Origin of the sequence: Pseudomonas sp. PA-1-3F, assembly GCF_021609665.1 — a bacterium.
Lineage (GTDB): Bacteria > Pseudomonadota > Gammaproteobacteria > Pseudomonadales > Pseudomonadaceae > Aquipseudomonas > Aquipseudomonas paracarnis.
In genome coordinates, this window is record NZ_WJZD01000003.1 from 144300 (window position 1) to 157408 (window position 13109).

Annotated in this window: 12 protein-coding genes and 1 pseudogene; 10 read left to right on the plus strand and 3 right to left on the minus strand. The window is 60.4% G+C overall.

All coding sequences use genetic code 11. The features are described 5' to 3' along the window. Nucleotides 1-51: 51 nt before the first annotated feature. Both GIV26_RS03095 and GIV26_RS03100 read right to left on the minus strand, forming a co-directional pair. Nucleotides 52-1442 (minus strand): annotated as a pseudogene (locus tag GIV26_RS03095) (FAD/NAD(P)-binding protein). A gap of 22 nt (nt 1443-1464) precedes the next feature. Continuing rightward, on the minus strand, nt 1465-2028 hold the full coding sequence (locus GIV26_RS03100; RefSeq protein WP_236279480.1) for a helix-turn-helix domain-containing protein: 564 nt from the start codon (nt 2026-2028) through the stop codon (nt 1465-1467). A 92-nt stretch (nt 2029-2120) separates the two neighbouring features. On the opposite strand from GIV26_RS03100, the gene GIV26_RS03105 reads away from it, so the two are divergent. The 10 genes from GIV26_RS03105 to GIV26_RS03150 all read left to right on the plus strand — a co-directional run bounded on the left by GIV26_RS03105 (nt 2121) and on the right by GIV26_RS03150 (nt 11636). After that, nucleotides 2121-3050, plus strand: a complete 930-nt coding sequence (locus tag GIV26_RS03105; RefSeq protein WP_236279481.1) for a DMT family transporter — start codon at nt 2121-2123, stop codon at nt 3048-3050. 735 nt (nt 3051-3785) lie between these two features. After that, complete coding sequence (locus GIV26_RS03110; RefSeq protein ID WP_014718932.1) at nt 3786-6707, plus strand: monovalent cation/H+ antiporter subunit A; 2922 nt, start codon at nt 3786-3788, stop codon at nt 6705-6707. Continuing rightward, a complete protein-coding gene (locus GIV26_RS03115; RefSeq protein ID WP_003192163.1) occupies nt 6707-7051 on the plus strand; it encodes a Na+/H+ antiporter subunit C in 345 nt (114 codons plus the stop codon). Before GIV26_RS03110 ends, GIV26_RS03115 begins: the two co-directional genes overlap by 1 nt. After that, entirely contained in the window at nt 7048-8730 is a 1683-nt protein-coding gene (locus GIV26_RS03120; protein ID WP_003192165.1) for a monovalent cation/H+ antiporter subunit D, read from the plus strand. Before GIV26_RS03115 ends, GIV26_RS03120 begins: the two co-directional genes overlap by 4 nt. Beyond that, nucleotides 8727-9215 (plus strand): Na+/H+ antiporter subunit E, encoded by a 489-nt coding sequence (locus tag GIV26_RS03125; RefSeq protein WP_014718934.1) that lies wholly within the window; start codon nt 8727-8729, stop codon nt 9213-9215. The genes GIV26_RS03120 and GIV26_RS03125 overlap by 4 nt, the downstream gene beginning before the upstream one ends. Beyond that, the gene (locus GIV26_RS03130) at nt 9212-9490 is read left to right on the plus strand and encodes a K+/H+ antiporter subunit F (RefSeq protein ID WP_003192168.1); all 279 of its coding nucleotides are present in this window, start codon (nt 9212-9214) and stop codon (nt 9488-9490) included. The genes GIV26_RS03125 and GIV26_RS03130 overlap by 4 nt, the downstream gene beginning before the upstream one ends. Further along, on the plus strand, nt 9487-9825 hold the full coding sequence (locus tag GIV26_RS03135; RefSeq protein ID WP_034127905.1) for a Na+/H+ antiporter subunit G: 339 nt from the start codon (nt 9487-9489) through the stop codon (nt 9823-9825). The genes GIV26_RS03130 and GIV26_RS03135 overlap by 4 nt, the downstream gene beginning before the upstream one ends. 316 nt (nt 9826-10141) lie before the next feature. Further along, on the plus strand, nt 10142-10627 hold the full coding sequence (locus tag GIV26_RS03140) for an Hcp family type VI secretion system effector (protein ID WP_124412574.1): 486 nt from the start codon (nt 10142-10144) through the stop codon (nt 10625-10627). After that, nucleotides 10624-11337 (plus strand): DUF4225 domain-containing protein, encoded by a 714-nt coding sequence (locus tag GIV26_RS03145; RefSeq protein ID WP_236279482.1) that lies wholly within the window; start codon nt 10624-10626, stop codon nt 11335-11337. The genes GIV26_RS03140 and GIV26_RS03145 overlap by 4 nt, the downstream gene beginning before the upstream one ends. 5 nt (nt 11338-11342) lie before the next feature. Continuing rightward, nucleotides 11343-11636 carry a hypothetical protein gene (locus GIV26_RS03150; protein WP_232914648.1) on the plus strand — a complete coding sequence of 98 codons (294 nt, stop codon included), beginning with the start codon at nt 11343-11345 and terminating at the stop codon, nt 11634-11636. 77 nt (nt 11637-11713) lie between these two features. Here the strand turns inward: GIV26_RS03150 and cysS are convergent, their stop codons facing one another. After that, a complete protein-coding gene (gene cysS / locus GIV26_RS03155; RefSeq protein WP_034127906.1) occupies nt 11714-13096 on the minus strand; it encodes a cysteine--tRNA ligase in 1383 nt (460 codons plus the stop codon). Nucleotides 13097-13109: the final 13 nt, after the last annotated feature.

The following is a 13109-nucleotide window of genomic DNA, read 5'->3' on the forward strand; positions in this document are numbered from 1 at the left end:
CACAAGATTACCGGTTACTTGCATTGGGGCAATCAATACCAACTCCAACATTCAGCGCTGTGTCAGCCTGGCGGCCAGTGCCTTGGCCTGCAGCGCCACATCGGTCACCGCCGTACTCTCCCACCACATGCCCCGCAACGGCGGCCCCATGGCGAACAGTCGCTGGCTGACCTCGCCGCGAGCATCCAGCACCGCCCCCGTTGAATCCGCCGCAATCCCCAGCGCCAGCGGCCCAGGTTGGATCAACCCGCGCTTGAGCAGTTGCTGCGGTAAAGGACGGGCCACGCGGCGCCAGTCGTATTCGATGCCGCTGGAATTGATCAGCGCAGCGCCCAACATCTTGGTGATCACATCCTCGCCACGGTAGCGCACCGCAATGGCAACCCCCTTCTGCGAAGGCACCAAGCCCTTGAACGACGCCGCCTGAATCCGCAACCGCCCTTGCCCCTGCAACCGCGCTACCAACTGCGCACTCAAGGGCGGCGAACGGTGGTGATGGCTTTCCCACCAAGGCCGTACATGCCGCACGAACTGGCGCTTCTGGGCCTCACTGGCCTGGCTCCACAGCCGCGCGATATGCCCGCGCACCGTGTCCAGCGGCGCCTGCCAGTCTGTGCCTTGCCCCAACGCGAGCTGGCATTGGCGTCGCACCTCACGCAGCAATTGTCGGGGGCTGCTCAGGCTGTGGTCAGCGGCGAGGAAGTCGTCCCAGCTCGGCGGTTGCCGGCGTACATGGGGCAACAAGCCGTGGCGCGAAAAAACCTCGATAGGCCCGCGATGGCCGGCCTGCTCCAGGGAGACCACGGCATCGACCATGGTCAGGCCCGAGCCGATGATCAGTACGGTCGATTGTGGGTCGAGACGAGTCATCGCGGGGACATCCCAGGGGTCCAGCGCGGCGGCATTCAATCCTGTGGACTCGGTCTGCGGAGTGCGCGCCGCCGGGAACATGCCGGTGGCCAATACCGCACAGACGCCGCGCAGTTGCTCGCCAGTATCGAGAGTCAACAACGCCGAGGTGGGACTTGCAGGTCTACCCCTTCGGCGCGGATGTGCTCGACGCTCGATGTAGAAAGCGCCTTGGCTTGCGCCAGACGCTGCTGCGCGTACAGGCCGAAAAGCCCCCGTGGCGGGAACAGTTCGCTGATAGGCACATGCTGTTGGTTCGACTCGGGCCATCCGCCGGCGCTGATGTAGTCGGTGAGCCATTGGGTCAGGTCGTCGGCGTTGTCCGGGTCAACGCTCATACGCGCCGCATTGCCGTTCAGCGTATGGCCCAATTCGACCGCGCTGTAGGCTTCGCCGCGCCCCAACTCAGCACGGGGTTCGACTATCAGGATACGCCGCGTGCCCGGCAGGCGAAGCAGTTGCACGGCCAGCATCGTGCCGCTCAGGCCACCACCGATGATCAGTACATCTGCAACGCGGGTGGATTCACTCATGCCAGTTCGCCCTTATTGTTGCTCAAATCACCACATTTCGAACAAACCGTACCGCCGCATTTCCATCATTGCGATAAGCATGGGGCTGGTGGCTGGCGAACATAAAGAACTCTCCAGCCTCGATGAGATTTTCCTGATCACCTATCACCAGCGTCAGGCTGCCCTCGAACACAAACAGTTGTTCGCTCCACCCTTCCAAGTCAGGGTCCGGGCAATAACGGTCACCGGGCTCCAGCCGCCACTCCCATAATTCGACCTCACGCCGTGCCGTAGCCTTGGCCAGCAACACCGCCTTACTGCCGACAATCTCGCCCGCCCAGGCCAGCTCATTGATACGGCTGTGGTCGCGCACATCCGGCGCCTGAATCAGATCACTGAACGCCACGTCCAACGCTTCGGCGACACGGTCCAGGGTCGACAGGCTGACGTTCTTCTCTCCCGCTTCTATCGCCACCAGCATGCGCCGGCTGACACCGGATTTTTCCGAGAGCGCGCTCTGGCTCAAGTCGGCGGCATGGCGCAGGCGACGAACGTTCTGGCTGACGTGCTGCAGGACCGAAGCCCGTTGCGGATTTTCTTTGTGCACTATATTGCTCAATAGGTGGGTGTGCGCAGTATACTGCCCAGCGTGCGGCGCATTGTGCGGTCCGTGCTTTCCCCTTGCAAGACCGAGCCGCCATGACCGCCCCGAACTCCCCTTCGCGTTTCAACCGTTTCAGTAAAGCCGAATGCATCCTGGTGGTGATCACCATGATCTGGGGCGGCACCTTTTTGCTGGTGCAGCACGCCATGGCGGTCAGCGGGCCGATGTTTTTTGTGGGGCTGCGCTTCGCGGCAGCGACGATTGTGGTGGGGTTCTTTTCCTTGCGCACCCTGCGCGACCTGACCCTTTTCGAATTGAAGGCCGGGGTGTTTATCGGGGTGGCGATCATGTTCGGCTACGGTTTGCAGACCATTGGCCTGCAAACCATCTTGAGCAGCCAATCGGCGTTTATCACCGCCTTGTATGTGCCGTTCGTGCCGCTGTTGCAGTGGCTGGTGCTTGGCCGTCGCCCCGGCTTGATGCCCAGCATCGGCATCATGTTGGCGTTTGCGGGGTTGATGCTGTTGACCGGCCCGGCGGGGGCCTCGCTGAATTTCAGCGCGGGTGAAATCGCCACCTTGATCGGTGCAGTGGCCATAGCGGCCGAGATCATCTTGATCAGCGCATTTGCCGGCCAGGTGGATATTCGTCGGGTGACCGTGGTGCAACTGGCCACCGCTTCGGTGCTGTCCTTCATGATGGTGGTGCCCATGGGCGAGGCGTTGCCGGGCTTTTCCTGGCTGCTGCTGTTCAGTGCCGTGGGCCTGGGCTTGACCAGTGCGGTGATCCAGGTGGCGATGAACTGGGCACAGCAGAGTGTCTCGCCAACGCGGGCGACGTTGATTTATGCCGGTGAGCCGGTGTGGGCAGGCGTTGTGGGGCGAATCGCCGGCGAACGGTTCCCGCCGATTGCGATGTTGGGGGCCGTGTTGATTGTGCTGGCGGTGATTGTGAGTGAGTTGAAGACCAAGGGGCAGAAGGCCGTTGAGTTGGCAGAGGCGTTGGAGGAGGAGCGGCAGGGGTAGTTTGCGATCAACGGTAACCACGATGCGAAGCGAGCCGCTCTTGATCTTGCTCTTGATCTGCTTGTGATCTTGATCTCAGGCGCCCCGTTAAACCACGCTGGCCGAACGCAGGCTTGAATTCGTGGGTAACCCGGCAAGACGCCGGGTTAGCCGCCCCGCGCCATGGATGGCGCGTGGCGGCGGCCCAAGGATTCAAGACTGTGTTCGGGCACACCGAGCCTAGGCGAGGTGCCGAGTGGTGGGGCAAGAGCCCTTTGGTTACTTTGGGCTGGGCCGGCATTCCGGCTCTTTTCCAAAGTGACCCGCCGTCAGGCGGAACCCTAAGTAGCCGTTACCGCAGCAATGGATATGTACACAATCCAACCGTCTAGACTGCCAGACCGCCTTCACGAGCAAGCCCTCTCCCACAGTTTGATCGCGGGGTGTCAGGGAGATAGGTGTCGGCTGTCAGGCCGTCTTCGCAGGCAAGCCAGCTCCCACAATTGGATCGTGGGGTGTCAGGGAGATAAGCGTCGACTGTCAGCCCGTCACGGGAGCAAGCTCCCTCGCCACAGGTACGGCGTCGCTGCAGATAACGGCTCCCACAGAGGTCTGCATTTTAATTCAAGGGCAGGTTGAAACAGTGCCAAAAGGGAGGTTTCAGCCTACCTTGTAGGATCCTGCCACATCTTGCCGTTTGGTGATCGTGAAAGCGGCACGTATGATGCATCCCAAACTCCCGCAGATTAGAAGCCTATGTCCCTGATAGTTCTACTGCTTCTGCCTTTTATCGGCAGCTGTCTGGCGGCCTTGCTGCCGCATAACGCACGTAACACCGAATCGCTGTTGGCCGGCCTTGTGGCGCTGGTCGGTACTATTCAAGTCGCCCTGCTCTACCCTCAGATCGCCCACGGTGGCGTGATCCGCGAAGAATTCATGTGGTTGCCCAGCCTGGGGCTCAACTTCGTGTTGCGCATGGATGGGTTTGCCTGGCTGTTCTCGATGCTGGTGCTGGGCATCGGCACGCTGGTGTCGCTGTATGCGCGCTACTACATGTCGCCGGACGACCCGGTGCCGCGTTTCTTTGCATTTTTCCTGGCGTTCATGGGCGCCATGCTGGGTTTGGTGATCTCCGGCAACCTGATCCAGATCGTATTCTTCTGGGAACTGACCAGCCTGTTCTCGTTCCTGTTGATCGGCTATTGGCACCACCGTGCAGATGCGCGACGTGGTGCGTATATGGCGCTGATGGTCACTGGCGCAGGTGGGCTGTGCCTGTTGGCGGGAGTGATGCTGCTGGGGCATATCGTCGGCAGCTATGACTTGGACCAGGTGCTGGCGGCGGGCGATCAGATTCGCGCGCATTCGCTGTACCCGGTCATGCTCGCCCTGGTGCTGATCGGCGCCTTGAGCAAAAGCGCGCAGTTCCCCTTCCATTTCTGGCTGCCCCATGCCATGGCGGCGCCCACCCCGGTTTCGGCTTACCTGCACTCGGCGACGATGGTGAAGGCCGGCGTGTTCCTGCTGGCCCGCCTGTGGCCGTCGCTGTCCGGCAGCGAAGAATGGTTCTGGATCGTCGGCGGTGCCGGCGCCCTCACTCTCCTCCTCGGCGCTTACTGCGCCATGTTTCAAAACGATCTCAAGGGCCTGCTGGCCTATTCCACCATCAGCCACCTCGGGCTGATCACCCTGCTGCTGGGCCTCAACAGCCCACTGGCCGCAGTTGCCGCAGTATTCCACATTCTCAACCACGCCACCTTCAAGGCTTCGCTGTTCATGGCGGCGGGCATCATCGACCACGAAAGCGGTACGCGGGATATCCGCAAGCTCAGTGGGCTGGTGCGCCTGATCCCGTTTACCGCGACCCTGGCGATGGTCGCCAGCGCGTCCATGGCCGGGGTGCCGTTGCTCAATGGCTTCCTGTCCAAAGAGATGTTCTTTGCCGAAACCGTGTTTATCTCGTCGACCCAATGGGTGGAAATCGCCCTGCCGGTGATCGCGACCATTGCCGGTACATTCAGCGTGGCCTATGCCCTGCGTTTTACCGTGGACGTGTTCTTCGGCCCGCCCGCCACCGACTTGCCGCATACGCCCCACGAGCCGCCGCGCTGGATGCGCGCACCCGTCGAGCTGTTGGTGTTCACCTGTCTGCTGGTGGGGATTTTCCCGGCCCAGGTGGTCGGCTCGATCCTCGCCGCTGCCGCCCTGCCGGTGGTGGGCGGTACGCTACCGGAATATAGCCTGGCGATCTGGCACGGCTGGAACGCGCCGATGATCATGAGCCTGGTGGCGATGACCGGCGGCGTGGTGCTGTACCTGATGCTGCGCAAGCAACTCAAGCGTGGCCGCTTCGAATACCCACCGCTGATCGGCTACTTCAACGGCAAGCGCGGTTTCGAGCGCTGCCTGGTGGTGATGATGCGCGGCGTGCGCCGCATCGAGAAACGCATCAGCACCAAGCGCCTGCAAACCCAGTTGTTCCTGTTGGTGCTGCTGGCAGTGATCGGCGCGATGATCCCGATGATCAACAGTGGCCTCAGCTGGGGCGACCGCCCGAAAATCCCGGGTTCCATCGTCTTCGTCACCCTGTGGTTGCTGGCGATTGCCTGCGCCCTCGGCGCCGCCTGGCAAGCCAAGTACCACCGGCTGGCGGCCCTGACCATGGTCAGCGTGTGCGGCCTGATGACCTGCGTCACCTTCGTGTGGTTCTCGGCGCCGGACCTGGCCCTCACCCAATTGGTGGTGGAAGTGGTCACCACCGTGCTGATCCTGCTCGGCCTGCGCTGGCTGCCAAGGCGGATCGAAGAGGTCTCACCCCTGCCCAGCTCACTACGCAAGGCGCGTATCCGCCGCCTGCGTGACTTGCTGCTCTCCACTGTGGTGGGCGGCGGCATGGCGCTGTTGTCCTACGCGATGCTGACCCGCCAGACGCCCAACGATATCTCCTCGTTCTACTTAAGCCGTGCCTTGCCCGAAGGCGGTGGCAGCAATGTGGTGAACGTGATGCTGGTGGACTTCCGTGGTTTCGACACCCTGGGCGAAATCACCGTACTGGGCGCTGTGGCCTTGACCGTGTACGCCTTGCTCCGTCGCTTCCGCCCGTCCAAGGAAAGCATGGAGTTGCCACCCCAACAGCGCCAACTGGCGCCGGACGTGGCCACCGACCTGGTCAACCCGCGCCAGGCCAGCGACACCGCCCTGGGCTTTATGATGGTGCCGGCGGTGCTGGTGCGCCTGCTGCTGCCGATTGCGCTGGTGGTGTCGTTTTATCTGTTCATGCGTGGCCACAACCAACCTGGGGGTGGTTTCGTCGCCGGGCTGGTGATGTCGGTGGCGTTTATCCTGCAATACATGGTCGCCGGCACCCAGTGGGTCGAGGCGCAGATGAGCCTGCGGCCTATGCGCTGGATGGGCTTCGGCCTGCTGTCAGCCACCTTGACCGGGCTGGGTGCGCTGTTCGCCGGGTACCCGTTCCTCACTACGCATACCTGGCATTTCAGCCTGCCGTTACTGGGCGATATTCATATCGCCAGTGCGCTGTTCTTTGACGTCGGCGTGTACGCCATGGTCGTGGGCTCGACCCTGTTGATGCTCACCGCCCTCGGCCACCAGTCGGTGCGCGCGCATAAACCGAGCAACCAGCCCAAAGTGGTTGCTGCAACCGAAGGAGCCGCCTGATGGAAGAAGTCATCGCAATAGCCATTGGGGTCCTGGCGGCCTCCGGCGTCTGGTTGATCCTGCGGCCACGAACGTTCCAGGTGGTCATGGGTTTGTGCCTGCTGTCCTACGGCGTCAACCTGTTCATCTTCAGCATGGGCAGCCTGTTTATCGGCAAGGAGCCGATCATCAAGGACGGCGTGCCCCAAGACCTGCTCAACTACACCGACCCACTGCCCCAGGCCCTGGTGCTCACAGCCATTGTGATCAGCTTCGCCATGACCGCGCTGTTCCTGGTGGTGCTGCTGGCATCCCGGGGCCTCACCGGCACTGACCATGTAGACGGCCGGGAGCCCAAGGAATGACGTGGATGAATCAACTGATCGTCGCGCCGATCCTGCTGCCGCTGCTCACCGCCGGGCTGATGCTGATGCTGGGCGAGAAACGCCGCCCGCTCAAAGCCCAGATCAATCTGTGCTCCAGCATCGTCGGACTGGGCGTTGCTATCCTGCTGTTGTACTGGACGCAACAAGGCGGCCCCGGCTCCATTGGCGTGTACCTGCCGGGCAACTGGCAGGTGCCGTTCGGCATCGTCCTGGTGGTGGACCAACTGTCGGCGATGATGCTGGTGCTGACCGGGGTTATCGGCGTCAGTGCGCTGCTGTTCGCCATGGCCCGCTGGGACCGTGCGGGCACCAGCTTCCATGCCCTGTTCCAGATCCAACTGATGGGGCTGTATGGCGCCTTCCTCACCGCCGACCTGTTCAACCTGTTCGTGTTCTTCGAGGTGCTGCTGGCCGCCTCCTACGGCCTGATGCTGCACGGTTCCGGCCGTGCGCGGGTGTCGTCGGGGCTGCATTACATTGCGATCAACCTGCTGGCGTCGTCGCTGTTCCTGATTGGCGCGGCGATGATCTACGGCGTCACCGGCACGCTGAACTTCGCCGACCTGGCGCTGAAGATCCCGCTGGTACCGGAGGCCGATCGAGGCCTGCTGCATGCTGGTGCAGCGATCCTGGCTACGGCGTTCCTGGCCAAGGCCGGCATGTGGCCGCTGAACTTCTGGCTGGCGCCCGCCTACTCCTCGGCCAGCGCGCCGGTGGCGGCAATGTTCGCGATCATGACCAAGGTCGGCGTGTACACCGTGCTGCGCCTGTGGACCCTGCTGTTCTCCGGCCAGGCCGGGGCTTCGGCACTGTTTGGCGGCGATTGGCTGGTGTATGGCGGCATGGCGACCATCATTTGCGCGGCACTGGCGATGGTGGCGGCGCAGCGCCTGGAGCGCATGGCCAGCCTGAGTATCCTGGTGTCGGCGGGTATCCTGCTGTCAGCGGTAGGGTTTGCCCAGCCGAGCCTGACCGCGGGGGCGCTGTTCTATCTCGTCAGTTCTACCCTGGCACTGAGTGCGCTGTTTTTGCTGGCGGAGTTGATCGAGCGTTCGCGTTCGGCCAACGACCTGCCGCTGGATGAGGAGATTGATGCGCTGCCCAAAGCCATGGAATCGCTGCATCCGCGCCCGGGCGTGAACCTGGACGATGAGCAAAAAGCAGTGATCGGCCAGGTCATCCCTTGGACCATGGCCTTCCTGGGCCTGAGCTTTATCGCCTGCGCGCTGCTGATTATCGGCATGCCGCCGCTGTCCGGGTTTATCGGCAAGCTCAGCCTGTTGAGCGCGCTGATCAACCCACTGGGCTTGGGCAACGCCGTGGACGAGTCCATCCGCCCGGCGGCCTGGGGCCTGGTGGCGCTGCTGATTCTCTCTGGCCTGGCCTCGCTCATCGCTTTCGCCCGCCTCGGCATCCAGCGCTTCTGGACCCCGGAAGAACGCCCATCACCGCTGCTGCGCCGCTACGAGTGTGTGCCGATCTTCCTGCTGCTGGGGTTGAGCATCGCGCTGACCTTCAAGGCCGAGGCGCTGATGCGCTACACCCAGGCCACTGCCGAAAGCCTGAACAACCCGGAACACTACGTGATGGCAGTGCTCGCGACCCGGCCAGTGCCGAGCCCTGAAGCCAAGGCCGCCGCCCTGGAGGTGCAGCCATGAAGCGTCTGTTCCCGGCTCCCTGGCTGTCGTTGGCGTTGTGGGTATTGTGGCTGGTGCTGAACTTGTCGATCAGCCCCGGCAACCTGCTGCTGGGCGCACTGTTGGGCTTTCTTGCGCCGCTGATGATGGCGCCGCTGCGCCCGCTGCCGATCCGCATCCGCCGCCCTGGGGTGATCATCCGCCTGTTTTTCCGGGTCGGCCTCGATGTGATCATCTCCAACCTGCACGTGGCATGGGGCGTACTCACCTGCGGCTCCCGCCCACCGCGCTCGCGCTTTATCAAGATCCCCCTGGACCTGCGCGACGCCAACGGCCTGGCTGTGCTGGCGATGATCACCAGCGTGACCCCCGGCACCGTCTGGTCGGAGCTGGCCCTGGACCGCAGCATCCTGCTGCTGCACGTTTTCGACCTGGATGACGAAGCCTCGTTTATCCAGCAATTCAAGCACGCCTACGAACGGCCCCTGATGGAGATCTTCGAATGAGCGCCCTGCTCGCCAATGCGATCCTGTTCAGCCTGTTCCTGTTCTCCCTGGCCATGGTGCTGACCCTGGTGCGCCTGTTCAAAGGCCCCTCGGCCCAGGACCGGGTACTGGCGCTGGACTACCTGTACATCCTGGCGATGCTGATGATGCTGACCCTGGGTATTCGCTATGCCAGCGACACTTACTTTGAAGCGGCGCTATTGATCGCGCTGTTCGGCTTCGTCGGCTCGTTCGCCCTGGCCAAATTCCTGCTGCGTGGCGAGGTGATTGAATGATGCCGTTATGGGTTGAAATTATCGTGGCGGCGTTGCTGTTGCTCAGCGGCCTGTTTGCCTTGATTGGCGCGATTGGCTTGCTGCGAATGAAAGAATTTTTCCAACGCATGCACCCGCCAGCACTAGCCTCGACGTTGGGGGCGTGGAGCGTGGCGCTGGCGTCGATCATCTACTTTTCGGTGCTCAAGTCCGGGCCGGTATTGCATGGCTGGTTGATTCCGATTTTGCTCGCGATCACCGTGCCGGTCACCACACTGCTGCTGGCGCGAACCGCGCTGTTCCGCAAACGCATGGCCGGTGATGACGTGCCCGCCGAAGTCAGCAGCCGCCGCTGACTCTTCAGGCGAATTCAGTAAAAATGTGGGAGCTGGCTTGCCTGCGATAGCGGTTTATCAGTTACAGCATCATTGACTGAAACTGCGCTATCGCAGGCAAGCCAGCTCCCACCATTTGGTTTGGCGCCAGGCAAAAGAGCGGATACGCGCCGCCAATTGCGCCAGCTCAGCATCATCGGCCCGCACCAAGTCGAAATCCCAGACAAAAATCGAATAATCCTACATCCTACTCGCACGATAAAAGGCGAAACATCCGATATTTCCTATTTACATTCTTTTGTATGTTTATGGCGAATAAATCAGGATGCCAACGTCCATGGCTAACCACGGCTACATGTCCATTAACGGAAAATCTCAAGGCCTGATCTCGGCTGGTTGCTCAACCCAAGACTCCATCGGCAACAAGTGCCAGGAGGGGCACCGAGACGAAATCATGGTGATGTCCTTCAATCACAATATGCTCAACACCGGCAATGTCAGAGCTTCCACTCACGGCCCGGTGGTCATCACAAAAAACATTGATAAATCCTCGCCCTTGTTGGCCGTGGCGTTATCCAACAGAGAAGAACTGAACTGCGTCATCAACTTCTATCGAATTTCACAGTTTGGTCGGCACGAAAAATACTACACCGTCGATATAAGGGGCTGCATCATTGCCAGCCTGACCGTGGACGTTCCCCATTCCGTACTCCTGAATGATGTAGACGCACAAGAACATCTGTCGATTCGTTATCGGGAAATTATCTGGACACATCACATCGCGGGGACCAGCGGCTATGGCTCATGGGAAACCGGGCGATGAAATCAAAGAACAAAAATCAAACACCGAGCTTTTATGACTTATGGGTCGTCAGCCAAGCCGCAGGCAACCTGACCAGCCAGGCTTGCACAATCAGCGCTCGTCATCTGCAGGACGGTGTGACTCGCTCGATATTCAATCGGGAAGTGGCCTATTACGCTCGCAGTATTGTTAACGATGTGGAGCAGGGAAAAAAGACCGTCGCAGAGGGGCTGATCGAGATAAAAAAAGAGCAGCGTAGTTTGCTGGATCAGTCAATAGCAATTGGGAGAAATGGAATTGGAGCCGTTGCAGGCGAGCTTCAAATAGCTACTGGTGCCGGAATTTGCTACGCATCGGTGGGTACCCTGTGCCTCGTCGCAGGAGTGCCATTAATGGCACATGGCGCTAATAATTTATATGAAGGTGGACACAACCTAGTAACAGGTAGATCCGATACCGTCGGTCCGGTTCGTACAGCATATCAATCAGTTGCATCCGCCGTCGGTCACGGAGAGCGGGAAGCAAACATGGCCTACGGCGCCGTTGATATTAGCCTATCTATCTACAGCACTGTAAGACATATATACAAACCAGATGCTTGGCGTTTATTTAGGTATTTGGATTCAGACCGGATACGAGCCTATAAAACCATGACACCAACTTCGCTGACAGCGGAGGCCGCAACAGATGCAATCACATTAAAGCAACTACATGAAGAGTCTAAAAAGTGATTATTATGGCTTTTCTGATACTCTCGCCACTGGGGCTGTTATTCGCTTACTGGCTTAGAGTTATCTTCTCCGGCAAAGGACTTGGATATACAAAAATCTATATCAGCTTAGCAGTCAATATTTTCTTTATGATGACACATATGGAAATCGCTCAATTTGACAAATACTTATACTTCGGTACTCATCCAGAAGTCATCGAAAACTATCCAATCATTGGCTGGATCGCACTAGCGTTCTTCATACTGCATGCACTCGCACTCCCAGTTAAACGCGACTTGAACTGGTGGTGGAAACGCTAAGTGACATCGCTATTTTTTGTAAAAAAACGCCCCGAACCAGTCAGGGCGTTTTTCATTCAGCGTGCAGCTATCAACGGTCAGTCAGCCAACCGCCACGTCGTCCCACCCTTGCCGTCTTCCAACACCACACCCATCGCGGTCAGTTGGTCGCGGATACGGTCGGATTCCGCCCAGTCTTTATTGGTGCGAGCCGCCAGACGCGCCTGGATCAGTGCATCTACCTCAGCGGCATCCACACGCCCTTCAGCGCCGGCTTGGAGGAAGTCATCGGCCTCCATCTGCAACACGCCCAGCACGCTGGCCAGTTCTTTCAGACGCGCCGCCAGGCCCGCCGCTGCGTCGATATCGGTCTCGCGCAAGCGGTTGATCTCGCGCACCATCTCGAACAGCACGGCGCAGGCTTCCGGGGTACCGAAGTCGTCGTTCATCACTTCGGTGAAGCGTGCCACGAAGGCTTCGCCGCCTGCCGGCGCCACCGCAGGCAAACCTTTCAACGCGTGGTAGAAACGCTCCAGGGCGCCCTTGGCGTCCTTGAGGTTGTCTTCCGAGTAGTTGATGGCGCTGCGGTAGTGGCTGGACACCAGCAGGTAACGCACCACTTCCGGGTGGTACTTTTCCAGCACGTCGCGGATGGTGAAGAAGTTGTTCAAGGACTTGGACATCTTCTCGCCATTGATGCGGATCATGCCGCAGTGCATCCAGGCGTTGGCGTAGGTCTTGCCTGTGGCGGCTTCGCTCTGGGCGATTTCGTTTTCGTGGTGCGGGAACTCAAGGTCGCTGCCGCCGCCATGAATGTCGAAGGTCTCGCCCAGGCAGCAGGTGGACATCACCGAGCATTCGATGTGCCAGCCCGGACGCCCGGCGCCCCAGGGCGACTCCCAGCTCGGTTCGCCCGGCTTGGTGGCTTTCCACAGTACGAAGTCGAGCGGGTCCTGCTTGGCTTCGTCGACTTCGATACGCGCGCCGATGCGCAGGTCTTCGATCTTTTTACGCGACAGCTTGCCGTAGCCCATGAACTTGGCGACGCGGTAGTACACGTCGCCGTTGCCTGGGGCGTAGGCGTAGCCCTTGTCGATCAAGGTCTGGATCATCGCGTGCATGCCCGGGATGTGGTCCGTGGCACGCGGTTCCATGTCCGGCTTGAGGATGTTGAGGCGCGCCTCGTCCTCGTGCATGGCGGCGATCATGCGCTCGGTCAGCGCGTCGAACGACTCGCCGTTTTCGTTGGCACGGTTGATGATCTTGTCGTCGATGTCGGTGATGTTGCGCACGTACGTCAAGTCATAGCCGCTGAAACGCAACCAGCGGGTCACCAGGTCGAAGGCAACCATGCTGCGGCCGTGGCCGATGTGGCAGTAGTCGTACACGGTCATGCCGCACACGTACATGCGCACCTTGTTGCCGTCCAGCGGCTTGAAGACTTCTTTGGTCTTGCTGAGCGTGTTGTAGATCGTTAGCACGATGTTTCCCTTA

Excerpts from the sequence above, each read along its gene's own strand:
- GIV26_RS03105 (WP_236279481.1), top strand. The coding sequence starts at position 2,121 with ATGACCGCCCCGAACTCCCCTTCGCGTTTCAACCGTTTCAGTAAAGCC.
- GIV26_RS03110 (WP_014718932.1), top strand. The coding sequence starts at position 3,786 with ATGTCCCTGATAGTTCTACTGCTTCTGCCTTTTATCGGCAGCTGTCTG.
- GIV26_RS03115 (WP_003192163.1), top strand. The coding sequence starts at position 6,707 with ATGGAAGAAGTCATCGCAATAGCCATTGGGGTCCTGGCGGCCTCCGGC.
- GIV26_RS03120 (WP_003192165.1), top strand. The coding sequence starts at position 7,048 with ATGACGTGGATGAATCAACTGATCGTCGCGCCGATCCTGCTGCCGCTG.
- GIV26_RS03125 (WP_014718934.1), top strand. The coding sequence starts at position 8,727 with ATGAAGCGTCTGTTCCCGGCTCCCTGGCTGTCGTTGGCGTTGTGGGTA.
- GIV26_RS03130 (WP_003192168.1), top strand. The coding sequence starts at position 9,212 with ATGAGCGCCCTGCTCGCCAATGCGATCCTGTTCAGCCTGTTCCTGTTC.
- GIV26_RS03135 (WP_034127905.1), top strand. The coding sequence starts at position 9,487 with ATGATGCCGTTATGGGTTGAAATTATCGTGGCGGCGTTGCTGTTGCTC.
- GIV26_RS03140 (WP_124412574.1), top strand. The coding sequence starts at position 10,142 with ATGGCTAACCACGGCTACATGTCCATTAACGGAAAATCTCAAGGCCTG.
- GIV26_RS03145 (WP_236279482.1), top strand. The coding sequence starts at position 10,624 with ATGAAATCAAAGAACAAAAATCAAACACCGAGCTTTTATGACTTATGG.
- GIV26_RS03150 (WP_232914648.1), top strand. The coding sequence starts at position 11,343 with ATGGCTTTTCTGATACTCTCGCCACTGGGGCTGTTATTCGCTTACTGG.